Source organism: Cupriavidus sp. 94F1, assembly GCF_057798875.1.
This window is the reverse complement of record NZ_JBYOJT010000003.1, coordinates 38,393-61,476: the sequence shown is the minus strand read 5'-3', so window position 1 is coordinate 61,476 and position 23,084 is coordinate 38,393. Positions and strand designations below refer to the sequence as shown.

At 66.4% G+C, this 23,084-nt stretch carries 26 protein-coding genes; 17 read left to right on the top strand and 9 right to left on the bottom strand.

The genetic code is table 11. The features are described 5' to 3' along the window. Positions 1 to 118: 118 nt before the first annotated feature. Positions 119 to 1,102, top strand: coding sequence for a Bug family tripartite tricarboxylate transporter substrate binding protein (locus tag AC3FJ6_RS07985; protein WP_488771848.1), 984 nt, complete (start codon positions 119 to 121; stop codon positions 1,100 to 1,102). Positions 1,103 to 1,129: 27 nt separating this feature from the next. Here the strand turns inward: AC3FJ6_RS07985 and trmL are convergent, their stop codons facing one another. Both trmL and AC3FJ6_RS07975 read right to left on the bottom strand, forming a co-directional pair. Next, complete coding sequence (gene trmL, locus AC3FJ6_RS07980) at positions 1,130 to 1,600, bottom strand: tRNA (uridine(34)/cytosine(34)/5-carboxymethylaminomethyluridine(34)-2'-O)-methyltransferase TrmL (protein ID WP_488771414.1); 471 nt, start codon at positions 1,598 to 1,600, stop codon at positions 1,130 to 1,132. A 51-nt stretch (positions 1,601 to 1,651) separates the two neighbouring features. After that, positions 1,652 to 2,359, bottom strand: a complete 708-nt coding sequence (locus tag AC3FJ6_RS07975) for a ComFC family protein (protein ID WP_488771413.1) — start codon at positions 2,357 to 2,359, stop codon at positions 1,652 to 1,654. A 102-nt stretch (positions 2,360 to 2,461) separates the two neighbouring features. Here AC3FJ6_RS07975 and AC3FJ6_RS07970 point away from each other — a divergent pair, with 102 nt between their 5' ends. The 8 genes from AC3FJ6_RS07970 to AC3FJ6_RS07935 all read left to right on the top strand — a co-directional run bounded on the left by AC3FJ6_RS07970 (position 2,462) and on the right by AC3FJ6_RS07935 (position 9,247). Further along, the gene (locus AC3FJ6_RS07970) at positions 2,462 to 3,400 is read left to right on the top strand and encodes a methyltransferase domain-containing protein (protein WP_488771412.1); all 939 of its coding nucleotides are present in this window, start codon (positions 2,462 to 2,464) and stop codon (positions 3,398 to 3,400) included. A 263-nt stretch (positions 3,401 to 3,663) separates the two neighbouring features. Then, positions 3,664 to 4,245 carry a DUF2244 domain-containing protein gene (locus AC3FJ6_RS07965; RefSeq protein WP_488771847.1) on the top strand — a complete coding sequence of 194 codons (582 nt, stop codon included), beginning with the start codon at positions 3,664 to 3,666 and terminating at the stop codon, positions 4,243 to 4,245. After that, positions 4,242 to 5,507: a cytochrome c oxidase subunit II gene (gene coxB, locus AC3FJ6_RS07960; RefSeq protein ID WP_153949018.1), complete on the top strand. Its 1,266-nt coding sequence runs from the start codon at positions 4,242 to 4,244 to the stop codon at positions 5,505 to 5,507. Before AC3FJ6_RS07965 ends, coxB begins: the two co-directional genes overlap by 4 nt. Positions 5,508 to 5,549: 42 nt before the next feature. Beyond that, positions 5,550 to 7,181: a cytochrome c oxidase subunit I gene (ctaD, locus tag AC3FJ6_RS07955; protein WP_488771410.1), complete on the top strand. Its 1,632-nt coding sequence runs from the start codon at positions 5,550 to 5,552 to the stop codon at positions 7,179 to 7,181. Between the two features lie 99 nt (positions 7,182 to 7,280). Further along, entirely contained in the window at positions 7,281 to 7,427 is a 147-nt protein-coding gene (locus tag AC3FJ6_RS07950) for a cytochrome oxidase small assembly protein (RefSeq protein WP_175460007.1), read from the top strand. A 36-nt stretch (positions 7,428 to 7,463) separates the two neighbouring features. Continuing rightward, a complete protein-coding gene (locus tag AC3FJ6_RS07945; protein ID WP_488771409.1) occupies positions 7,464 to 8,063 on the top strand; it encodes a cytochrome c oxidase assembly protein in 600 nt (199 codons plus the stop codon). An 11-nt stretch (positions 8,064 to 8,074) separates the two neighbouring features. After that, positions 8,075 to 8,290, top strand: coding sequence for a DUF2970 domain-containing protein (locus AC3FJ6_RS07940; RefSeq protein ID WP_092603139.1), 216 nt, complete (start codon positions 8,075 to 8,077; stop codon positions 8,288 to 8,290). Positions 8,291 to 8,386: 96 nt separating this feature from the next. Next, positions 8,387 to 9,247 (top strand): cytochrome c oxidase subunit 3, encoded by an 861-nt coding sequence (locus AC3FJ6_RS07935; RefSeq protein ID WP_092603141.1) that lies wholly within the window; start codon positions 8,387 to 8,389, stop codon positions 9,245 to 9,247. A 131-nt stretch (positions 9,248 to 9,378) separates the two neighbouring features. Here the strand turns inward: AC3FJ6_RS07935 and AC3FJ6_RS07930 are convergent, their stop codons facing one another. Continuing rightward, on the bottom strand, positions 9,379 to 9,588 hold the full coding sequence (locus AC3FJ6_RS07930) for a twin transmembrane helix small protein (RefSeq protein ID WP_092603143.1): 210 nt from the start codon (positions 9,586 to 9,588) through the stop codon (positions 9,379 to 9,381). Between the two features lie 100 nt (positions 9,589 to 9,688). Here AC3FJ6_RS07930 and AC3FJ6_RS07925 point away from each other — a divergent pair, with 100 nt between their 5' ends. The 5 genes from AC3FJ6_RS07925 to AC3FJ6_RS07905 all read left to right on the top strand — a co-directional run bounded on the left by AC3FJ6_RS07925 (position 9,689) and on the right by AC3FJ6_RS07905 (position 13,918). After that, on the top strand, positions 9,689 to 10,408 hold the full coding sequence (locus tag AC3FJ6_RS07925; protein ID WP_488771846.1) for an SURF1 family protein: 720 nt from the start codon (positions 9,689 to 9,691) through the stop codon (positions 10,406 to 10,408). A 48-nt stretch (positions 10,409 to 10,456) separates the two neighbouring features. Further along, positions 10,457 to 11,092, top strand: a complete 636-nt coding sequence (locus AC3FJ6_RS07920; RefSeq protein ID WP_228771002.1) for an SCO family protein — start codon at positions 10,457 to 10,459, stop codon at positions 11,090 to 11,092. A 76-nt stretch (positions 11,093 to 11,168) separates the two neighbouring features. After that, positions 11,169 to 12,272 (top strand): COX15/CtaA family protein, encoded by a 1,104-nt coding sequence (locus AC3FJ6_RS07915; RefSeq protein WP_488771408.1) that lies wholly within the window; start codon positions 11,169 to 11,171, stop codon positions 12,270 to 12,272. An 8-nt stretch (positions 12,273 to 12,280) separates the two neighbouring features. After that, positions 12,281 to 13,207, top strand: a complete 927-nt coding sequence (cyoE, locus tag AC3FJ6_RS07910) for a heme o synthase (RefSeq protein WP_488771845.1) — start codon at positions 12,281 to 12,283, stop codon at positions 13,205 to 13,207. Between the two features lie 96 nt (positions 13,208 to 13,303). Next, positions 13,304 to 13,918, top strand: a complete 615-nt coding sequence (locus tag AC3FJ6_RS07905; RefSeq protein WP_488771407.1) for an SCO family protein — start codon at positions 13,304 to 13,306, stop codon at positions 13,916 to 13,918. Between the two features lie 111 nt (positions 13,919 to 14,029). On the opposite strand, the gene rpoH is transcribed toward AC3FJ6_RS07905, so the two are convergent. After that, positions 14,030 to 14,965: an RNA polymerase sigma factor RpoH gene (gene rpoH, locus AC3FJ6_RS07900; protein ID WP_400392107.1), complete on the bottom strand. Its 936-nt coding sequence runs from the start codon at positions 14,963 to 14,965 to the stop codon at positions 14,030 to 14,032. 354 nt (positions 14,966 to 15,319) lie between these two features. Here rpoH and AC3FJ6_RS07895 point away from each other — a divergent pair, with 354 nt between their 5' ends. Continuing rightward, complete coding sequence (locus AC3FJ6_RS07895) at positions 15,320 to 16,192, top strand: pirin family protein (RefSeq protein ID WP_092603155.1); 873 nt, start codon at positions 15,320 to 15,322, stop codon at positions 16,190 to 16,192. 58 nt (positions 16,193 to 16,250) lie between these two features. On the opposite strand, the gene ybiB is transcribed toward AC3FJ6_RS07895, so the two are convergent. The 5 genes from ybiB to AC3FJ6_RS07870 form a co-directional block, all read right to left on the bottom strand. Further along, complete coding sequence (ybiB, locus tag AC3FJ6_RS07890) at positions 16,251 to 17,240, bottom strand: DNA-binding protein YbiB (protein WP_488771406.1); 990 nt, start codon at positions 17,238 to 17,240, stop codon at positions 16,251 to 16,253. 74 nt (positions 17,241 to 17,314) lie between these two features. Further along, on the bottom strand, positions 17,315 to 18,118 hold the full coding sequence (locus tag AC3FJ6_RS07885) for an ABC transporter ATP-binding protein (RefSeq protein ID WP_488771405.1): 804 nt from the start codon (positions 18,116 to 18,118) through the stop codon (positions 17,315 to 17,317). Positions 18,119 to 18,131: 13 nt separating this feature from the next. Beyond that, complete coding sequence (gene ntrB, locus AC3FJ6_RS07880) at positions 18,132 to 19,001, bottom strand: nitrate ABC transporter permease (RefSeq protein WP_153949010.1); 870 nt, start codon at positions 18,999 to 19,001, stop codon at positions 18,132 to 18,134. A gap of 101 nt (positions 19,002 to 19,102) precedes the next feature. Next, positions 19,103 to 20,413, bottom strand: coding sequence for a CmpA/NrtA family ABC transporter substrate-binding protein (locus AC3FJ6_RS07875; RefSeq protein WP_488771404.1), 1,311 nt, complete (start codon positions 20,411 to 20,413; stop codon positions 19,103 to 19,105). 479 nt (positions 20,414 to 20,892) lie between these two features. Further along, the gene (locus AC3FJ6_RS07870) at positions 20,893 to 21,528 is read right to left on the bottom strand and encodes an ANTAR domain-containing response regulator (protein WP_488771403.1); all 636 of its coding nucleotides are present in this window, start codon (positions 21,526 to 21,528) and stop codon (positions 20,893 to 20,895) included. A 181-nt stretch (positions 21,529 to 21,709) separates the two neighbouring features. Here AC3FJ6_RS07870 and AC3FJ6_RS07865 point away from each other — a divergent pair, with 181 nt between their 5' ends. Together AC3FJ6_RS07865 and maiA are read left to right on the top strand one after the other, a co-directional pair. Next, positions 21,710 to 22,411 (top strand): fumarylacetoacetate hydrolase family protein, encoded by a 702-nt coding sequence (locus AC3FJ6_RS07865; RefSeq protein WP_488771402.1) that lies wholly within the window; start codon positions 21,710 to 21,712, stop codon positions 22,409 to 22,411. 4 nt (positions 22,412 to 22,415) lie between these two features. Continuing rightward, positions 22,416 to 23,063, top strand: a complete 648-nt coding sequence (gene maiA / locus AC3FJ6_RS07860; protein WP_488771401.1) for a maleylacetoacetate isomerase — start codon at positions 22,416 to 22,418, stop codon at positions 23,061 to 23,063. The last annotated feature ends 21 nt before the right edge of the window (positions 23,064 to 23,084 follow it).

Below are 23,084 nucleotides of genomic sequence, written 5' to 3'. Positions count from 1 at the left end.
CCCGCGGCCCCCCACCCCCCCGGGGCCCCCCCCCCCCCCCCCCCCCCCCCCCCGCCCCTCTCCCGCGCGCGGGAGAGGGGCCGGGGGAGAGGGCCAGCGCACCGAGAACCGCATGGACATATTCACGCGCCGCCGAGTACTTCAGGCCCTGACCACCTGCGCCGCCGCGCTCGCATGGCCCGCGCTCGCGCAGGCCGACACCTGGCCAGCCAAGCCGATCCGCATGATCGTGCCGTTCCCGGCCGGCTCGTCGCCGGATCTGATCGCCCGCATCGTCACCGAGAAGCTGGCTGCCGTGCTGGGACAGTCCGTGGTGGTCGAGAACCGGCCCGGCGCGGGCGGCAATATCGGCACGGGGCTGGTGGCCAAGGCCGCGCCCGATGGCTACACGCTGCTGTTCACGATCAATGGCCCGCTGGTGACGGCGCCGTCGCTGTATCGCCATTTGAGCTATGACCCGATGAAGCAGCTGGCGCCGGTGACGCTGGTGGCCACGTCGCCCAACGTGCTGGTCATCGATGCCCGGCTGCCCGTGCACAGCCTGCGCGAGTTCGTGGCGCTGGCGAAGTCGAAGCCGGGCGTGATGAACTATGGGTCGGTCGGTAACGGCAGCGCGGCGCACCTGGCGATGGAGCAGCTCAAGGCGATGGCCGGCATCGACCTGCAGCACGTGCCCTATGCGGGATTTCCGCAGATCACGACGGCAATCGTCGGCGGCCAGGTGCAGGCGGGCTTCATGGTGCCGGCGATTGCCATGCCGCTTGTGACGGCCGGCAAGCTGCGCCTACTGGCGGTGACGTCGTCGGGGCGCACCGGCCTGCTGCCTTCGGTGCCGACGGTGGCGGAATCGGGTTATCCGGGTTTCGAGGCGATCTCGTGGCAGGCCATTCTTGCGCCGGGCGGGACGCCGGCGCCGATCGTGGACCGACTGTATCGCGAACTGGTCACGATCATCGGCAGCGCCGACGTGCGCGACAAGATGCGCGCGCAGTATTTCGTGCCGGCCGGTACGGCGCCGGCATCGCTGCGGCAGACGATGGTCAGCGAGAAGGCACGCTGGGACAAGGTGATCCGCGCCGCCAACGTGCAGCCGGAGGACTGACGCCGGACGCGTCTGGCGTGGGCGCGCTCAGGCGCCGCCCGCGAAGCCGTTCTGGCGCCAGGCCTCGAACACGACCACGGCGACCGTGTTCGACAGGTTGAGGCTGCGGTTGTTGGGGCGCATCGGCAGGCGGATGCGCTGCGCGGCGGGAAACCACTCGCGCCGCTCGGGCGCCAGGCCACGCGTTTCCGATCCGAACACGAACCAGTCGCCCGGCTCGAAGCTGACCTGGCCGAACGGCGTGGAGCCGTGCGTGGTCAGCGCGAACATGCGCGTGGGGTCGGGCTGTTCGGCGGCCATCAGCGCGTCCCAGCTTTCGTGCACGCGCATCGTCGCGTACTCGTGATAGTCCAGCCCCGCGCGCCGCATGCGCGCGTCTTCCAGCGGAAATCCCAGCGGTTTGACCAGATGCAACTGCGCGCCCGTATTGGCGCACAGGCGGATCACATTGCCGGTATTCGGCGGGATTTCGGGTTCGACAAGGACGACGTTGAACATGGGATGGCAGCAAAAAACCGGAGCGCAGCTTACCGCGTGCGCCGCGTCGTGTCACGGCGTGCGCAAGGCCACCAGCGCGGTGACGCGGGCCGCGCCGTGCGCTTTCAGCACCCGCGCGGCTTCGCGCAACGTGGCGCCAGTGGTCATCACATCGTCGATCAGGCCGACATGCAGCCCGTGCGGTGACGTGTTGTGGCTGACGACGAACGCCTGTCGCAAATTGGCCTGGCGCGCGGCCAGGTCCAGGGTGCGCTGGCTGATTGTGTCGCGACGACGCGACAGCAGCGTGGCCGATGCGCGGACGCCCAGGTGACGCGCCAGCGGGCGGGCGATTTCCCAGGCCTGGTTGAAACCGCGTTCTGCCAGGCGGGCCGGTGACAGCGGGATCGGCACCAGCAGGTCGAAAAAATCGGGGGCGCGGCCGGTGCGGGCCACCGTGGCCAGGCGGTCGGCGATCCATCCCGCAGCGGGCAGCCGGCCGCCGAATTTAAGCTGCAGGATCAATTGGTCGAACGGTGTGGCGTAGTCGCCGAGCGTCAGCGTGGCATCGAGCGGATCGTCGTCCGCGCACAGCCCGCAAGCGCCGTGGCTGCCCGGCGTGGCACACCGGGGGCAGCGCGATACGGGCCGCGCCAACGCATCGGCGCAAGCGGCGCACACCACGTCGCGCTGCACGGCTCCGCAGACCAGGCAGCCCGATGGCAACAGCCCGCGCCACAACCGTGCGGCCGGTCCGGCAAAGACCCTTCGGGCACGCATGGGTCCCGGCGCGTATACTTCCGCCGGCCCGCTCCGTGCGGTCTCCGAGGGTGCGACACTTTGCCGCACCTGCTGATTCGACCCTTGCTGCCTCGCCTGTCCGTGTCCCTGCATGCCTCCGACTCCTCAGATGCCTGGTTGCCGCCCGCGCGGCTGACCCGGCTTGCCTTCGATCGCCGTAGCCCGCGCTTCGGCCAGCTCGATTTCCTGCTTGGCGAGATAGGCCAGCGCATGCAGGAGCGGATGGAAGTGGTCAAGCTGTCGCCGGGCCGCGCGCTCGATATCGGCTGCGGCCATGGCCAGGGTCTGGCGGGTTTGCGCGCGCGGTTTCCCGATGCGCAGATTGCCGGAATCGATATCTCCGGCGCGATGCTGCAGCAGGCCGCCGGGCGAGACCCACAGCGCCGGCCCGGCTGGGTGGGGCGGCTGCTGGGCAAGCGCCCGATGTTCGACCTGGTGCAGGCCGATCTTGCCACACTGCCCTTTGGCGCGGCCAGCTTCGACCTGCTGTGGTCGAACCTGGCCCTGCACTGGCATCCCGAGCCGCACCGCGTGTTCCCGGAATGGCATCGGGTCACCGCCGACGACGGGCTCGTCATGTTCTCGTTGTTTGGCCCCGACACCTTGAAGGAATTGCGAGCCGCATTTGCCGACGTGGACCTCGACGCGCACACGCTGCGCTTCGTCGACATGCACGACATCGGCGACATGCTCGTGCACAGCGGCTGGTCCACGCCCGTGATGGACATGGAGACGCTGACCGTCACCTACGAATCGCCCGAAAAGCTGCTGGACGAAGTGCGCGCCTTCGGCGGCATGCGCCGGCCGGGCCGGGTCGGGCTGCGCGGGCACAAGTGGCACCGCGCCGTGATTGCCGCCCTGCATCGCATGCGCAACGAGGATGGCGTGATCCCGCTGACGTTCGAGATTGTCTACGGCCATGCATGGAAAATCCCGGCCCGCGGCAAACAGGCCACCGACGATCAGGGCCGCGCGATCATCCCCGTCGACAAGATCGGCCGCGCCCCGGCGCGCCGCTGAAGCGCGCCAGCAGGACGGTTGCCCGACAATCGGGGCTTGCCGTTTGTGTTGCCTATCGGGGCTAAAAAGCTCATGCACAAATTTGTGCCGATGGCAAGCACTTCGGTCAAATCCTATGTTGTTCGAGTATGCGAAGCGCCATATAATGGGCCGGTTTGTCGCAGTGGTCCCCTGGCACAAGAACGTTCCTGGAAGGCACTCCGCACGTGCGCTCCTGGGGCGGATTTCGTCCCGGGCGTGCATCCGATGCAGAGTGGTTGGCGATGCAAGACTTGGGTATCGCATTCCAGACGGCAGTAGGTGACTCCGGCGGAAATCCCGGCGGACGTACCCCCTTGCCGGCCAACGACTGGCTGATGAAGCGGAATTGTTCGCTCTCTCCGCGCCAGGTCGGCTGGTTCTACTTCTCCATCGCATGTTTTTCCATTGCCATCGCGGCGTTTCTGACCGTGTGGCATGGGGCCTGGCTCGTGCTGCCGTTTGCTGGCCTGGAACTGACCGGGCTGGGGATTGCCCTGCTGGCGTATGCGCGCCATGCGACGGATCATGAACGCGTGAGTGTGACCGACGGCATGCTGGTCGTGGAGACAGCCAGCGCCAGTCGGGTCACGCGGGAAGTCTTCAATCCACAGTGGGTGCGGATTGAACTGGGTGAATCGTTCCGGGCGCTCGTGGTTCTGCGGTCGGGCAAGCGCACCGTGCGGGTGGGGTCGTATCTGGCCCCGCACCGGCGGCGCAAGTTCGCGCAGGAACTCGCAGCGGCCCTGCATGACGTCCGGACCGGACGGGGTGCGGGGCAGGGCGGGGACAGATTTGAATCTGTAAATTGGGTAGATAAACAATGAAAATGTGGAAGAAGGCATCCGCAGCATGTCTTGCAGGCACGTCCCTGCTTGTCAGCCAGGCGGCCTCCGCGGTCAGTGACATGCCGGGTGGCCCAGCCGTCCGACAGCTGAACCTGGCCGAACCCGTTACAAAGATCGCCGAACAGATTCACTGGCTGAACTGGATGATGCTGATCATCTGCACGGTGATCTTCATCGCCGTGTTCGGCGTGATGTTCTATTCCATCTTCAAGCACCGCAAGAGCAAGGGCGCGAAGTCGGCCTCGTTCCACGAGAGCATCACCGTGGAAGTGGTCTGGACCATCGTGCCGTTCCTGATCGTGATCGCCATGGCGCTGCCGGCGACCAAGACCGTGGTGGCGATGAAGGACACCACGAACTCCGACATCACGATCAAGGCCACCGGCTACCAGTGGAAATGGGGGTACGACTACCTCAAGGGCCAGGGCGAGGGCATCTCGTTCGTGTCCACGTTGACCACGCCGCGCGAGCAGATCAACAACCAGCAGGAAAAGTCGAACACCTACCTGATGGAGGTGGACAACGAGCTGGTGGTGCCCGTCAACAAGAAGATCCGCATCGTCACGACCGCCAATGACGTGATCCATGCCTGGATGATCCCGGCGTTCGGCGTCAAGCAGGATGCGATTCCGGGCTTCGTGCGCGACACGTGGTTCCGCGCCGAGAAGACCGGCGTCTACCGTGGCCAGTGCGCCGAGCTGTGCGGCAAGGAACACGCGTTCATGCCGATCGTGGTGCGCGTGGTGTCCGATGGCGAATACGCCAAGTGGGTCGACGACAAGAAGAAGCTGATGGCCGCGGCCGCCGACGATCCCAACAAGACCTGGACGCTCGACGAAATCAAGGTGCGCGGCGAGAAGGTCTACGCCGCCAACTGCGCGGTCTGCCACCAGCCGACCGGCAAGGGCGCGGGCGCGTTCCCGGCGCTGGACGGCTCGAAGGTCGTCAATGGCCCGAAGGCCGGCCAGATGCACATCCTGCTGGAAGGCAAGGGCGGCATGCCGTCGTGGAAGCAGCTCTCGGATACCGAGCTGGCCGCGGTCATGACGTACACCCGTAACAGCTGGAGCAACAAGACCGGCGAAGTGATCCAGCCGGCGGACTTCTCGCAAGCCCGCGCCGGCAAGTTCCCGGAAGGCGGCGGCGCACAGGCCGCAGCCGGCGACACGGCCCCCAGGAAGGCCGCCACGCCGACCAACGACAAGCAGGCCAGCCTCGCGGGCAACCGCGTCGCAGGCTGACCCGCGGCAGCCCCGCATTCAGGAATTGATGGAGTCATTGCGATGAGTACCGCTACCCCGGAGACACTGGGCCATCCGCACGACCACGCGCACGATCACGGCCATGGTCACGGCCATGACGATCACGCGCACGATCATCCGCATGGCTGGCGCCGCTGGCTGTTCGCGACCAACCACAAGGACATCGGCACGCTGTACCTGCTGTTCTCGTTCACGATGCTGCTGTCGGGCGGCGCGCTGGCACTGCTGATCCGCCTGGAGCTGTTCGAGCCGGGCCTGCAGTTCTTCCGGCCCGAACTGTTCAACCAGTTCACCACGATGCACGGCCTGATCATGGTGTTCGGCGCGATCATGCCGGCGTTCGTGGGCTTTGCGAACTGGATGATCCCGCTGCAGATCGGCGCCTCGGACATGGCGTTCGCGCGCATGAACAACTTCAGCTTCTGGCTGATGCCGCCGGCCGCGCTGCTGCTGGTTGGCTCGTTCTTCGCACCGGGCGGCGCCACCGCCGCGGGCTGGACGCTCTACGCGCCGCTGTCGGTGCAGATGGGCCCGGGCATGGACATGGCCATCTTCGCCATGCACATCATGGGCGCGTCGTCGATCATGGGCTCGATCAACATCATCGTGACCATCCTCAACATGCGCGCGCCCGGCATGACGCTGATGAAGATGCCGATGTTCTGCTGGACGTGGCTGATCACCGCCTACCTGCTGATCGCCGTGATGCCGGTGCTGGCTGGCGCCATCACGATGGTGCTGACCGACCGCCACTTCGGCACGAGCTTCTTCTCGGCCGCTGGCGGCGGTGACCCGGTGATGTACCAGCACATCTTCTGGTTCTTCGGGCACCCCGAGGTGTACATCATGATCCTGCCGGCGTTCGGCATCATCTCGCACGTGGTGCCGGCCTTCGCGCGCAAGCGCCTGTTCGGCTACAGCTCGATGGTGTACGCCACGGCGTCGATCGCCATCCTGTCGTTCATCGTGTGGGCCCACCACATGTTCACCACGGGCATGCCGGTGACGGGCCAGCTGTTCTTCATGTACGCGACGATGCTGATCGCGGTGCCCACGGCCGTGAAGATCTTCAACTGGATTGCCACGATGTGGCGCGGCTCGATGACGTTCGAGACCCCGATGCTGTTCGCGATCGGCTTCATCTTCGTGTTCACGATCGGCGGCTTCACGGGCCTGATGCCGGCCGTCGCCCCGATCGACATCCAGCTGCAGGACACGTACTTCATCGTGGCGCACTTCCATTACGTGCTGGTGGCGGGCTCGCTGTTCGCGCTGTTCGCCGGCTTCTACTACTGGGGGCCCAAGTGGAGCGGGTTCATGTACGACGAGATGCGCGGCAAGATCCATTTCTGGGGCTCGCTGATCTTCTTCAACGTGACCTTCTTCCCGATGCACTTCCTGGGCCTGGCCGGCATGCCGCGTCGCTATGCCGATTACCCGACCCAGTTCACGGACTTCAACGCCGTGGCGTCGCTGGGCGCGCTGGGCTTCGGCCTGATGCAGGTGTACTTCTTCTTCGCGGTGGTGCTGCCGTCGTACCGTGGCGGCCAGGCCGCCGGCGACAAGCCGTGGGATGGCGCCGAAGGCCTGGAGTGGACCGTGCCGTCGCCGGCCCCGTTCCACACCTTCGAAGAGCCGCCGGTGGTGAAGTAAGCGCAGGGACGTCGTAGTTTTACGAAGTCGTGCGAAGTCGTGCGAAGTCGTGCCAATCGGCCGGATGCCCACGGGCGTCCGGCCAGCGAGATCCGAATCATGCAGCCCTCAGCCAAAAGCCCGTCGCAGCTGGAACGCCAGGCCAGCCAGAAAGCCGCCAACCGGCGCCTGGGATGGATCCTGTTGTCGGTGGCACTGGTTTTTTTCCTGGGATTTGTCGCCAAGATGAAGTTCCTGGGCGGCTGATCCGATAAGAACAAGGCAATAGCCGGAGACAAGGCAGTGGACGCGCAGGACAAAGCCCTCGAAAAGCGATTCAACCGCGGCATGATGATGCGGCTGCTGGTCGTGGTGACGCTGATGTTCGGCTTTGGCTACGCGCTGGTGCCGCTGTACAAGGCGATCTGCGACATCACCGGGCTCAACGTGGTGACCACGCGCGACCTGTATGGCGCGGGCGCGGCGGTAAAAAATACCCAGGTCGACACGACCCGCACGATTACCGTGGAGTTCGATTCGAATGCGCGCGGCCCGTTTGCGTTCCGGCCGGTCAGGCATTCGATGGAGGTGCACCCGGGCGAGCTGACGACGATCGTCTACGAAGTGGCCAATGGCCAGTCGCGCGACATCTCGGCGCAGGCGATCCCGAGCTACGCGCCCAAGCAGGCCACGGAGTATTTCAAGAAGGTGGAGTGCTTCTGCTTCAAGCAGCAGACGCTCAAGGCGAACGAGGCGCGCGAGATGCCGGTGGTCTTCGTGGTCGATCCGAAGCTGCCGAAGGATGTGAAGGTCATCACGCTGTCGTACACGTTCTTCGAGATCGGCACGCCGGTGGCGCAGGCCCAGGAAGCCGGGGTGACGGCAACGCAGCAGGGCAGCTGAGGAGGCTGGGCATGGCGACGGACGATCCGGTGCATCGCAAGGCGTCATTCGTACAGACGGTGCGTGCGGTGCTGTGGTCGTTCATTGGGCTGCGCAAGGGGTCGGAGCATGAATCCGACATGGCGCGCCTGAACCCGGTGCATGTGATCATCGCCGGGCTGATTGCGGCAGCGGTGTTCGTGGCGGTACTGATCGCCATCGTGCGCGTCGTGGTCAGCCAGGCATAGCAGGGCAGCAGATACAAAGCGAGCACGCCGCCGGCCAGATGTCGGGGCCGGACGGGCGGATAACATGAATCGAGACTTTGAGCTGGAGATAGAAGAATGAGTGCGAATCGCGCAAACGCCCCGTACTACTTCGTGCCGGGCCCGTCGCGCCATCCGATCACGGCGGCGTTCGGCCTGCTGATGACCGGCGCGGGAGCGGCCGGTTGGGTCAACGGGCAGCCGTGGGCGCCGTACCTGTGCGGCTTCGGGCTGATCTGGTTCCTGTTCGTGCTCAAGAGCTGGTTCGGCGACGCCATCGGCGAATCCGAGGGCGGGCTGTATGGCAAGAACATCGACGTGTCGTTCCGCTGGTCGATGGGCTGGTTCATCTTCTCGGAGGTGATGTTCTTCGCGGCGTTCTTCGGTGCGCTGTTCTACGCGCGCACCATCGCCATGCCGTGGCTGGGCGACCTGAACAACAAGATCATCTGGCCGGACTTCTCGGCCGTGTGGCCGAACACCGGCCCGGCGGGCACCGTGGAAACCTTCCAGACCATGGGGCCGTGGCCGATCCCGACGATCAACACGGCGCTGCTGCTGACCTCGGGCGTGACGCTGACCTGGGCGCACCACGCGCTGCTGGCCGGCAAGCGCAACCAGCTGATCCAGGGCCTGGTGCTGACCATCCTGCTGGGCGCGATCTTCATGTGCCTGCAGGTCTACGAATACATGCACGCCTACCACGAGCTGAACCTGAAGCTCACGTCGGGTGTCTATGGTTCGACGTTCTTCCTGCTCACGGGCTTTCACGGCTTCCACGTGACGATGGGCGCGATCATGCTGGCGGTGGTGCTGGGCCGCGTGCTCAAGGGCCACTTCACGCCGGACCACCACTTCGCGTTCGAAGGCGCCGCCTGGTACTGGCACTTCGTGGACGTGGTCTGGCTGGGTCTGTACGTGGTCGTGTACTGGTTGTAACACCGGGTGGTGTCTGCGCGCTCCCCCAGCCGCTCTCCCGCGCGGCGGGAGAGCGAAGCCAGCCAGCCACAAACGAAAAGCGCCGCGTGAGGTCAGTCTCAGCGGCGCTTTTTGTTTGGCATCCGGACGGCTCAGGGGGACATGTGGATGCCGGTGCTCTGAATCCAGCCCATCCAGTGCGAGAACAGGATGAACAGGAACAGTGCGATCGAGAAGCCGACGCGCAGCATCAGCGAGCGCATCATGTTGGGCGTGCGGCCACGGTCGCGCATCATGAAGAACAGCGCGGACGCCAGGCTGCCGATGATCAGGATAAAGGCGACGATGATGACAAAGCGCATGTGGGGGGCTCTTTTCGGCAAGCGCCCATTATGGCATCGCCGCCGCCGGAGGAAACCCGTGACGACCCGCAGGCGGTGGCGCGCGCCGGGAGCGGTGCCGATGATTGCCGCGCTGGTGGTGATCGCGGTGACCTGCGCGCTGGGCAACTGGCAACTGGGCCGTGCGCACGAGAAGACCGGCCGCGCCGCACGGCTGGCGGCGGCAGCGGCGCAGGCGCCGGTCGATCTGACAGCAGGGCGGGGAGACGCCGCGGCTTTGGTGGATCGCCACGTGCGCGCACGCGGCAGCTTCGACGACAGCCGCACCGTGCTGCTGGACAATCGCCCGCATGGCAATGGCACCGACAGCCGTGCCGGATTTCTGGTGCTGACGCCGTTGCGGCTGGCCACGGGCGGGCAGGTGCTGGTGCTGCGCGGCTGGCTGCCACGCGACGCGCAGGACCGCACGCGCATCGCGCCGTTCCCGACGCCAGCCGGCGAGGTCACCGTCGAAGGCACCGCGCTGGCCGCCGTGCCGCGCGTGTACAGCCTCGGCCAGGACCCCGCCGCGGAGGCCGGCCGCAAGATACGTCAGAATATCGACCTTGCCGCGTATGCGCGTGAGATCGGTACGCCACTGCTGCCAGTGGTACTGGAACAGTCGGGCGATACGGGCGATGGGCTGGCGCGCGACTGGGCGCCCGCCGATTCCGGCGCCGACCGCCACTATGGCTACGCCGCGCAGTGGTTCGGCCTGGCCGCGCTGACCGTGGTGCTGGTGGCAGTGCTGGGATGGCGCCGCGCCCGGCGCGAGGCCGGACCGGCCACGGCCACCGAATGACCCGAGAGTGATCAGATTGATCGAACGATGAACGTACAGACATCCTCCATGCCGCAGCAAGATCCCTCGGCCACGCCCGACCCCCGCATCGATGCCCGCACGCGCCGTGGCCGTCTGCAGATGCTGATGCTGCTGCTGGTGTGCGCATCGCCGGTGCTGTTCTCGTATTTCACCTATTACGTGATCAAGCCGACCGGCGGCAGCACCAACTATGGCGCGCTGGTGGACCCACAGCGCCCGATGCCGGCCGTCGAACTGGTCAACGAGCGCGGCGAGGCCGTGCCGCTGACGTCGATGCGCGGCAAGTGGCTGATGCTGATGACTGATCCGTCCGCCTGCGACGAAGCCTGCGCGCGCAAGCTGTTCACGATGCGCCAGATCCGCGCGGGGCAGGGCGAGGACCGCGAGCGGATCGTGCCGGTCTGGCTGATCCAGGACGCCGGTAAAGTGGACGATCGGCTATCTACCGCCTACAACGAACCCTATGCCGGCGTGCGCTTCCTGCGCATGGACCGTGCGGCCATCGCGCAATGGCTGCCGGCCCAGGAAGGCGGCCGCGTCGAGGACACGCTGTTCCTGGTCGATCCGCTGGGCAATCTGATGATGCGCTGGCCGAAGGACCCCGACCCGAAGAAGGTGAGCGGCGACCTGAAGAAGCTGCTCAAGTATTCGCGCATCGGCTGACGCGCGCCGGAACCATCCTGGCGCACCGACCGATCCATCCCGATCGTTTTTTCGTTGAATTACCGGCTGTACCCAAATGCTGCTCCAGCTCGCCATCATCGGCATCCTGATCGCCCTGCTGCCACTGTCCTATGTGATGGTGCGCGGCAGCCGTGACAAATATCGCAAGCTCGTGTGGATCACGGCGTTCCTGACGCTGGACCTGATCATGTTCGGCAGCTTCACGCGGCTGACCGACTCGGGCCTGGGCTGCCCGGACTGGCCGGGTTGCTATGGCCATTCGAACCCGCATGCGGCGATGGAGCCGATCCGCGCGGCCGAGACGGCGCTGCCGAGCGGCCCGGTCACGCTGGTCAAGGCCTGGATCGAGATGATCCATCGCTATTTCGCCATGGCGGTGGGCGTGCTGATCATCTCGCTGATGGTGCTGGCCTGGGTGAAGCGGCGCGAACTCAGGCAGTCGCCATGGTTTGCCACGGGCGTCTTCGTGCTGGTCTGCGTGCAGGGTGCCTTCGGCATGCTCACGGTCACCATGAAGCTGCAGCCGATCATCGTGGTCACGCACCTGATGCTGGCCATGCTGCTGCTGGCATCGCTGATCTGGCTGGGCTCGCGCAACGACCAGCCGCACGCGGTGGCGCCGCAGGCGGCGTCGCTGCGCTGGGCGGGCCTGCTGGCCATCGTGCTGCTGGTGGTCCAGATCTTCCTGGGCGGCTGGGTCAGCACCAACTACGCGGTGCTGGCCTGTACCGACTTCCCGCTCTGCAACGGCCAGCTGGTGCCCGAGATGGACTTCCGCCATGGCTTCACGCTGTGGCGCCAGCTGGGTATGACGGCCGATGGCGACTACATCCCGCACGCGGCGCTGGTGGCCATCCACTGGGTGCATCGCGGCTTTGCGTTCGTGGTGCTGGGCTACCTGCTGTGGTTCGGCCTGCGCGCCCGCCGGCTGGAAGGGCTGGCGCGCCACGGCAAGTGGCTGCTGGCCGTGCTGGCGCTGCAACTGGCCACCGGGATGTCGAACATCGTGTTCGACTGGCCGCTGGTGGCGGCGGTGGCACATAACGGCGGAGCAGCCCTGTTGCTGATGCTGTTGCTCCGTCTCAACTACAATATCGGCCTCGCGACCCGCTCCGCAGGCGCCGCCGCCCAGTCCGCAATCGCGGCGCGCGCCACATGAAGGACAAGATGCCCCCCGTGGTTACCGCTACCCACCCCCACTCTTCCGTGGGCCGGATTCGTCACCTGGCCCGCCAATACGCCGCACTGACCAAGCCGCGCGTGACGCAACTGGCCGTGTTCTGCTCGGTCATCGGCATGTTCCTGGCCACGCCGGGCATGGTGCCGTGGTCGGTCCTGATCGGCGGCGCCGCCGGTATCTGGCTGCTGGCCGGCGCGGCCTTCGCCATCAACTGCCTGGTGGAACAGAAGATCGACGCGCTGATGCGCCGCACGGCCTGGCGCCCGTCCGCCACCGGCGAGATCACCACCACGCAGACGCTGATCTTCTCGGCCATCCTTGGCGGCGCGGGCATGTGGCTGCTGCACGTGTTCGCCAACGACCTGACGATGTGGCTGACCTTCGCCACGTTCCTGGGCTACGCGGTGGTCTACACGATCCTGCTGAAGCCGGCCACGCCGCAGAACATCGTGATCGGCGGGCTGTCGGGCGCCATGCCGCCGGCGCTGGGCTGGGCCGCCGTGGCGGGCACCGTGCCGGCCGAGGCCTGGTTCCTGGTGCTGATCATCTTCACGTGGACGCCGCCGCACTTCTGGGCGCTGGCGCTGTATCGCCGCGCGGACTATGCCAAGTCCGGCCTGCCGATGCTGCCGATTACCCATGGCGAACGCTACACGCTGCTGCATATCCTGCTGTACACGCTGGTGATGATCGCGGCCACGCTGCTGCCGTTCGTCTACGGCATGAGCGGCGTCATCTACCTGGTGGCCGCGCTGGGGCTGGGCCTGGTCTTCCTGGGCTACGCCTGGAAGCTGTTCCGCAACTACTCGGATCAACTCGCGCAACGCACCTTCCGCTATTCGATCCTGTACCTGTCGCTGCTGTTCGCGGCGCTGCTGGTGGATCACTACTTCAAGTTCGTGCCGCAGGTCTGATCGGTCTGCCTGCGGCATCTTGCCGCGCCCGGAGTCCACGGCCAGCGTGATCGGCGATACTTCCGGGCGTATCTTGCTTCCCATCCGCTCCGACGCATGCCGACCTCCGCCTCTGGCTTTTTCGCCACATTCCGCCGCTTTTGCCTGCTCGCCCTTTGCGCCGCGTTCCTGGCCGCCTGCGGGCAGCCGAAGCCGTCGTTCAAGAACGTCGATATCTCGGGCGCCAGCGACTTCGGCAAGGATTTCGCGCTGCAGGACCCCGCCGGCAAGACCCGCACGCTGGGCGACTTCAAGGGCAAGGTGGTGCTGATGTTCTTCGGCTACACGCATTGCCCGGACGTCTGCCCGACTACCATGGTCGAGCTCAAGCAGGTGATGGAGCAGCTGGGCCCCGATGCCGACAAGGTGCAGGTGCTGTTCGTCACGGTGGACCCGGACCGCGATACCGGCGCGCTGCTGGGCCAGTACGTGCCGGCCTTCGACGCGCGCTTCCTGGGCCTGCGCCCGGCTGACGAGGCCGCGCTCAAGCAGGTGACCAAGGACTTCAAGGTGTATTACGCCAAGGTGCCCGGTTCGTCGCCGAACAACTACACGATGGATCACTCGGCCGGCAGCTACGTATTCGACCAGAACGGTCAGTTGCGGCTGTTCATCCGCCACGGCCAGGGTCCGGAGCCGATCGCCCACGACCTGAAGGCGCTGATGTCCTGATGTCCTGACGGACGTGCCGGGCGCGCGGCGGCGATGCCGGTGCGCCAGGGCAAACAAAAAGGCCGGTCAATCGACCGGCCTTTTGCTTGGTGCGTTCCGCGTTGGCGCGGATCAGGCAAATGCCGCCAGCGCACCCTTCATCTTCTTCATCGCGGCCGTCTCGATCTGGCGGATCCGCTCGGCCGACACGCCGAATTCGTCGGCCAGCTCATGCAGCGTGGAGCCGCCCGAGCCGTCGTCGTTCACGTCCAGCCAGCGCGCCTCGATGATGCGGCGGCTGCGCGGATCGAGCTTGCTCAGCGCTTCTTCCAGCCCTTCCACCTGCAGCCGGTCGTTGTGTTTGGCCTCGATGACCTTGGTGGGCTCGTTGTGGTTGTCCGCAAGGTAGGCGATGGGGGCGAATTCTTCCTCGCCATCGTCGATCTGGCCTTCCAGCGCCATATCGCCGCCCGACATGCGGGTTTCCATCTCCATCACTTCCTCGGGCTTGACGTTCAGCTCGCGTGCAACGGCTTCGATCTGCTCGGGCGTGAAGGTATGCGCACCCTGCTTGTGGCTGCGCAGGTTGAAGAACAGCTTGCGCTGGGCCTTGGTGGTGGCCACCTTGACCATGCGCCAGTTCTTCAGCACGTATTCGTGGATCTCGGCCTTGATCCAGTGCATCGCGTACGACACCAGGCGCACGCCCTGCTCGGGGTCGAAGCGCTTCACGGCCTTCATCAGGCCGATATTGCCTTCCTGGATCAGGTCGGCGTGCGGCAGGCCGTAGCCCAGGTACTGGCGGGCGATCGACACGACCAGGCGCAGGTGCGACATCACCAGGCGGCGGGCGGCATCGACGGAATCGTTGTCGCGCAGGTCGCGGGCCAGCCGCAGCTCTTCCTCGGGGGTAAGCAGCGGAATGCGATGGACCGCCTGGATATAGCTATCCAGATTGCCCAGCGTGCCCGGAAACGTCAGCGCAAGGCTGTTCGCGGCAGCACTCTGGGGCGCCGTCGGCAGACGGCGGGAAACTTGGTTTTGATCGGCAGACAGGACTGCGTTCACTATGACTCCTTTCGCATCCGGCGGTGGGTTGCCGGTGTGTCCCGGAAGGACACCGCATTGCAACGCATATTAGCACTCGAACCGGACGAGTGCTAAGTTAGAGGGCCGATGGGGTTGATAGTTCCGTCACATCGGGGTCGTAATCCCGATAGCGTCTGATCGTCGTCGGCTTCGGATCGCGCCCCAGTCCCCACAAGGCCTGGCGGGCGGCGTGATCCCGACAGGAATATTAGAGAAGCCGGCGGTCAATCGGTTTCCGACGAATTCACTGCAAATTCGGGATGGTGAATTGCGGGATTCGCTACACTGAAGTTGTTTTCCAGCCGCATTGCACCATTCCTTGGAGACGTTTCCATGTCTGCTATCGAACACTTGCTGAAGCCGCATGTGCGGGATATCGGCGAGTTCACCGTCCGCCGCCTGCTGCCCGCCGCCACGACCCAGACCGTCGGGCCGTTCATTTTCTTCGACCACATGGGCCCCGTGGAGATGGCGCCGGGGCAGGGCATGGATGTGCGTCCGCATCCGCATATCGGTCTGGCCACGGTGACATACCTTTTCGAGGGCGAGATCATGCACCGGGACAGCCTGGGCAGCGAACAGGTGATCCGGCCGGGCGACGTGAACTGGATGACGGCTGGCACCGGCATCGTCCATTCGGAACGTTCGCCGGATGCCGCCCGCGAGGCAGGCCCGCGCCTGCATGGCATCCAGACCTGGGTGGCACTGCCGCTGGCCCATGAGAACGATCCGCCGTCGTTCCACCACCATCCGGGCGCCACGCTGCCCAAGCTGGAACTGCCCGGCGTGCGGATGACGGTGATTGCCGGCGATGCCTTCGGCGCCGAATCCCCGGTGCGGGTGTACAGCCGCACGCTCTACGTGGCCATCGAGATGGATGCCGGCGCCAGCCTGGTGATTCCGGCGGAACATGTGCAGCGCGGCGTCTATCCGGTGGACGGCAACCTGGAAATGGATGGCGAGACGCTGCCCGCCGAGCATCTGGTGGTGTTGACGCCGGGCGAGCCGGTGACGATCACGGCGACCATGCCGTCGCGCGTGATGCTGCTCGGCGGCGATCCGACCGACGGCCGCCGCTTTATCTTCTGGAACTTCGTGGCCAGCAGCAAGGAAGCCATCGAGGAAGCCAGCCAGCGTTGGCAGGACGACAAGTTTCCGCACGTGCCAGGCGAAACCGAGCGCATCCCGCTGCCGGTGCGGCGTTAGGCCGCAGCGCGGCCGACGTGCCGCGGCCGCCTTTCCGCGCGCTGGCCGGGTTGGGCGATCAGACCGGGCTGGCCCAGGCCACGCGCGTGGCCTGCCGCAGGCAATCCTTGATCGTGGCGATCTGGGTGGCGATGGGGGCGGGCACCGGCTCGGCGCCATCGAGCACCTTGCGGATCCAGGCCGCCGTGTCGGCCACGTCGGTGCCGGCCGGCAGCGCCGGCACTTCGGCGATGGAACCGCCCACCGGGTCCACCATCGTGCGCTGATGCCCGTCGTGCAGCCAGTCGATGCGCGTGCTGCGGCGGGCATCGGCCACCACCTCGCCCTCGGTGCCCCGGCCCAGCAGCACATTGGCCGGCTCGTGCGAGAAATAATCGGTCAGTGTTTCGCGATATTCGGGGTGGGTGTAGCTGTACAGGCGCAGGGCTTCGGCCGGCGTATGCGCGCCCACCGGCTGCAGCATCTTGACGATCGTGTGCGACGAATTGCGCAGGCCGATGATGGCGCGCTTGTCGAGCAGGGCCGACAGCGCGGGCGACAGCACGTCGATAGGCAGCACGGCCAGCGGGTTCGATGCCGCACGCAGCTGGTCCTGCGCGGCCTGGGTGGTGGCGCACAGCGGCACGCCCAGCGCGTCGAACAGGGCCATGCTGGTCACGCGGCCGTGGAACGCGCGCACGCCATGCACCAGCGTCGGCACGCCATCGCGCGCCAGCAGCATCGCCAGCAGCGGCACCAGGTTGGGCTGCTTGCGCGCGCCGTTGTAGCTGGGGATCACCACCACGGGCTTGTCGGGCGGCGCCGCCAGCGGCTGGCAATGCTGGTGCGCGGCTTCAAGCATGCCGGCCAGTTCGTGCGGGGCCTCGCCCTTGATGCGGTACGCCATCAGCACCGCGCCCAGTTCGATATCGGAAACGCGGCCTGCCAGCATGGCGTCGAACAGCGCCTGGACATCCTCGCGCGGCAGCGCCCGGGCGCCGTTGACGCCGCGGCCGATTTCCTTGATGTACTTTGCCGCCAAAAATGGCGAATCTGCTGCTGTGGTCATGATGACTGCCGGAATCGTGGGGGTGGGGTTCATGATAGCCCACGATTGCCGCCGGCAATGGGTCCCGCAGGGCCTCAGGCGGCTTCCTGCAGCGCCGGGTTGCGCTGCTTGCGGTACAGGAAGTCCAGCACGGCCGTGCGGCAGGCGTGGTAGGTCTTGTCGTCGGCCAGCGCCACGCGGTCGCGCGGGCGCGGGATATCGACGCTGACGATCTCGCCGATGGTGGCCGCCGGGCCGTTGGTCATCATGACGATGCGGTCGGCCAGCAGCACGGCCTCGTCCACATCGTGCGTGACCATGACGACGGTGCTCTTCGTACGCGCCACGATCTTGATCAGTTCGTCCTGCAGATGGGCGCGGGTCAGCGCATCGAGCGCACCGAACGGCTCGTCCATCAGCAGCACCTTGGGCTGCATCGCCAGCGCCCGGGCGATGCCCACGCGCTGCTTCATGCCGCCCGAGATCTCGTGCGGATACTTGCCTTCGGCGTGGGTCAGGCCCACCAGTGCCAGCGTGTCGTGCGTGCGGGCCTTCAGCTGCGCCTTGCTCTCCGTGGCACCGAACACGCGCTCCACGCCCAGGTGGACGTTTTCGAAGCACGTCAGCCACGGCAGCAGCGAATGGTTCTGGAAGACCACGGCGCGCTCCGGCCCGGGCCCGGCGATCTCGCGCCCGGCGCAGATCAGCGCGCCGGCGGTGGGCGTGGTCAGCCCGGCGATCAGGTTCAGCAGTGTGGACTTGCCGCAGCCCGAATGCCCGATCAGCGTGATGAACTCGCCTTCGGCAACCGACAGGTTGATGTCGCGCAATGCCACAAACGGGCCCTTGCGCGTCTTGAACGTCTGGCCTACGTGTTCGATGCTGACGAATTTTTCCATGACGGGGCTCCGATCAGGTGTTGCCGTAGCTGAAGCGGCGCGCCAGGGCCAGCAGCAGGTGCTCCAGCACCAGGCCCACCACGCCGATGATGAAGATGGCGATGACGATGTGCTCGACCTTCAGGTTGTTCCACTCGTCCCACAGCCAGAAGCCGATGCCGGTGCCGCCGGTCAGCATCTCGGCGGCCACGATCACCAGCCACGCGGTGCCGATGGACAGACGCACGCCGGTCAGCATGTACGGCAGCACGGCCGGGAACAGCACGCTGCGGAAGATCTTCCATTCGGACAGGTCAAGCACGCGCGCCACGTTCAGGTAGTCCTGCGGCACGCGCGTCACGCCCACCGCCGTGTTGATGATCATCGGCCAGATCGAGCAGATGAAGATGGCCCAGATGGCGGCCGGGTTGGCGGCCTTGAACAGCAGCAGGCCGATGGGCAGCCAGGCCAGCGGCGACACGGGCCGCAGCAGGCTGATGACCGGTGCCGCCATCGCGTTCAGGAAGGCGAAACGCCCCAGCAGGAAGCCGGCCGGAATGCCGATCACCGCCGCCAGGCCGAAGCCGGCCGCCACGCGCGCCAGCGACGCCAGCACGTTCCAGCCGATGCCCTGGTCGTTCGGGCCGTTGCGATAGAACGGATCGGCAAACAGCGGCACGGCGGCATTCCAGGTGGCACCGGGCGTGGGCAATGCCGGGATCAGCGTGGCGATGCCGTGCCAGACCAGCAGGAACAGCACGAAGCCGGCCAGCGGCGGCACGCACTTGAGCACGAAGCCGGCTACGGCCTCGCGCCGCGCGGCCTGCTTCGCCTGGATGGCAAGCTCCTGGGCGCGGCGGCGCGTCTGTTCCTTGGCTTCCGTATCGAGGACATCGGCATCCATGGCGGCTCCTTGCGGAGTAGTGGGGGTAACGGCAGGGGCGAGGGCATTCACGGCGGGCTCCTTTCCAGAGGGCGATCAGGTCGCGAACAACGCGTGCGGGGTCAGAGGGCGCCGGCCCTGATCTTGAAGCCGTCGGCGTAGGCCTTCGGGTCCTTGGCGGCGTCCCAGGTCACGCCGTCGATCAGCTTCGCGGTCCGGAAATCGCTCTTGGGCAGCGGCACCTGCGCCGCGGCGGCGGCCTGCTTGAACACGTCGATGCGGTTCACCTGCCTGGCCACGGCCAGGTAGTCGGGGTGGTCCTTCAGCAGGCCCCAGCGCTTCTGCTGCGTGAGGAACCACATGCCGTCCGACAGGAACGGGTAGTTGGCCAGGCCGTCCTGATAGAACTTCATCGAATCGGGGTCGTCCCAGGTCTTGCCCAGACCGTTGCTGTAGCGGCCCAGCATGCGGTCCAGGATGATGTCCATGTCGGTGTTGACATAGGACTTGGCCGCGATGGTCTCGGCGGTCTTGCGGCGGTTCGAGGCCGAAGCATCGATGAACTTCGATGCTTCAAGGACGGCCGCCACCATCGCGCGGGCCGTGTTCGGATTTTTCTGGACGAAATCCGATGTGGTGCCGAGCACCTTCTCGGGGTGATCCTTCCAGATGGCCTGGGTGGTTTCGGCCGTGAAGCCGATCTTGTCGGCGATGGCACGCGCGCCCCACGGTTCGCCCACGCAGAAGCCGTCCATGTTGCCCACGCGCATGTTGGCTACCATCTGCGGCGGCGGCACGGTGATGGCCTTGGCGTCCTGCATCGGATTGATGCCGTTGGCGGCCAGCCAGTAATAGAGCCACATCGCATGCGTGCCGGTGGGGAAGGTCTGGGCGAACACGTACTCGCGCTTTTCGCGGGTCATCAGCGCCTTCAGGCTGGCACCGTCCTTGACGCCCTTTTCCGCCAGCTTCTGCGACAGCGTGATGGCCTGGCCGTTGTGGTTCAGGTTCATCAGCACCGCCATGTCCTTCCGGGGCCCGCCGATGCCGAGCTGCACGCCGTAGACCAGGCCGTAGAGCACGTGCGCGGCATCGAGCTCGCCATTGACCAGCTTGTCGCGCACGGCTGCCCACGACGCCTCCTTGCTCGGCGTGATCTTGATGCCGTACTTCTTGTCCAGGCCCAGCGTCGACGCCATGACCACCGAGGCGCAGTCGGTCAGCGGGATGAAGCCGATCCTGACTTCGGCCTTCTCGGGCGCATCGGAGCCGGCTGCCCAGGCACCGCTGCGCACCAGCGGATCGACCAGCGTCATCACGCTGGCGCCGGCAAGGGTGGCCAGCGCGCGGCGGCGGCCGTGGCTGGCCGGAGCGCGGTCGGCGGCCGCGTTGTCGGCGACGTTGGGCTTGGCAATCTTGAGGCGAGAGGGCATTGCGATGGCTCCGAGAAGAAAAAAGGCGTCCCGACCGCAGCCCCAGGCGTCGACAGAAGCCGGAAGGTGCGGTGCAGGACGCCGTTGTCCGATGCCGCGCGGGCCGTCGTTGGCGCGCGTGCATGCATGTTGTGGGTGATACCGGGCACTACAGGGTGATGCCGGCCGTCGTTGGCCTTGTCAGCCACTACGCAAGCGTCATGCCATGCCCGTTGCGGTGCACAACGCCGTGCGGTCGGCTGCGCTTTTCACCAGGCCGAGGCGCCAAGCGAGGGGACGGTGCATGCGGGGGGCTGCGGCGCAGGTCCCCGGGAGCGGAAATCGGCGCGAAACCGTGCGGGAAAACGGCGGGGAAGCGGCGGGGAAGCGGCGGGATGGCGTATCTGGTGCAGCGCCGCGCCCGCGCATGCACCGGGCTGGTGTTGGGGGGGGCGCGGGAGGGACGCGGGCGAAAGGGATGGCGGAAGGATGGACTGGCCTCAGCCCATCACGTCGATCACGCGCTGGGCGGCTTCCACGAGCTTGATGCCACGCTCCATCGCCATCGACCGCAGCCGCTTGTAGGCGTCGTCCTCGGTGATGCCGCGCGACTCCATCAGCAGGCCCTTGGCGCGTTCCACGGTCTTGCGCTCGGCCAGCTTGAGCCTGGTGGCGTCCAGCTCGGCGCGCAGCTGCTGGTCGAGCTCGAACCGCGCATAGGCCACGTCCAGCACGGTCTTGACGCGCTCGGCGCGCAGGCCGTCGACGATATAGGCGGTGATGCCGGCCGACAGCGCGGCCTTGATGCGCTGGGAGTCGTCGTTGTCGGTGAACAGCACGATCGGGCGCGGCGCGTGCTGGGTGGACACGCAGACATGCTCGATGGTGTCGCGGGCGGCCGATTCGGACGCGATGATGACCAGGTCGGGCAGCGTGGCCGCGATCACGTCGGGCAGCCGCAGGTCGGCGTCCACGGTCTGCACCGTCGTGAAGCCGGCCTGCGCCAATCCGGCGCGGATTGTCTCCACATTGAGCGGATCGGCGTCGTGCGGGTCGCGCACCAGCAGGATGCTCAGGGTGCGGGAGCCTGCGGCCGGCGGTGGACTGGCAGGTGGGGGCGAGGTGCGGCGGTTCATGACGGTCGCTGGGTTGCACTGCAATATGCAAGATTCGCGCCGGGGCTGCCTGCACTGTATGCCACCGTACGCCGGGTGTATGCTTTGCCCCTGCCGCGCCCCCGATTTCCGCATCGAAACCGGGGCACGCCGAATGCACCGGCGCGGCGTCCCATCAAAAAGAGAAAGCAGGAGAGTTTGGATGACCGAGTTCGTATTCGCCCCGCAGGCCCCCGTCGGGGTGCCGGTCCGTGGCAGCAGCGCAAGCTTCCCCGTGCGCCGGGTCTATTGCGTGGGCCGCAATTATGCCGCGCATGCACGTGAAATGGGCTCGGACCCCGACCGCGAACCGCCGTTCTTCTTCTGCAAGCCGTCCGACGCGGTCAGCTACGTGCCCGACAACACCGAAGGCACGTTCCCGTACCCGCCGGGCACCGGCAACTGCCACTACGAGGTGGAGCTGGTGGTGGCCATCGGCAAGGGCGGCAAGGACATCCCCGTGGAACAGGCCGCGAGCCACGTCTACGGCTACGCCATCGGCCTGGACATGACGCGCCGCGACCTGCAGAACGAGTCGAAGAAGACCGGCCGCCCCTGGGAAACCGGCAAGGCGTTCGACAAGTCGGCACCGATTGGCCCGATCGTGCCGGTGTCCGCCATCGGCCACCCGGAAAAGGGCGCGGTGACGCTGGCCGTGAACGGCGTGGAAAAGCAGCGCGGTGACTTGTCGGACCTGATCTGGTCGGTGCCCGAAATGGTGTCGTACCTGTCGAAACTGTTCGAACTGCAGCCGGGCGACCTGATCTACAGCGGCACGCCCGAAGGCGTGGGCCCGGTGGTCAAGGGCGACGTCATGCAGTGCCACGTGGCCGGCGTGGGCGACCTGACCGTCAAGGTGGTCTGAGGCCATGCTTGCGCTCCACAGCTACTTCCGCAGCTCGGCTTCGTTTCGCGTACGCATCGCCTTGAACCTGAAGGGGCTGCCCTACGACTACAAGGGCGTGCACCTGCTCAAGGACGGCGGCATGCAGCTCAAGCCCGAGTACCGCGCGCTGAACGCCGACGGCGTGGTGCCGACGCTGGTGGTCGACGGCCGTCCGCTGATCCAGTCGATGGCCATCATCGAATATCTCGACGAGACCCATCCCGAGCCGGCACTGCTGCCGAAAGACCCGTTCGAGCGCGCCGTGGTGCGCGGCCTGGCCCAGGAAATCGCCTGCGAGATCCATCCGCTGAACAACCTGCGGGTGCTCAAGTACCTGAAGCATGAACTGAAGGTATCGGACGAGGCCAAGGACGGCTGGTACCGGCACTGGATCGAGCAGGGCTTCGCCTCGCTGGAAATCAACCTGCAGCAGCTGGGCCACGTGGGCCGCTACGCATTTGGCGATACGCCGACGCTGGTGGACCTGTGCCTGGTGCCGCAGGTGTTCAACTCGCAGCGATTCAACGTGGACCTGACACCGTTCCCGACCATCGCGAAGATCCACGCCAACTGCATGGAACTGGAAGCATTCCAGAAGGCGGCACCGGCGGCGCAGCCCGATAGCGAGTAGGTTTCGGCGGTTCGTTTTGGC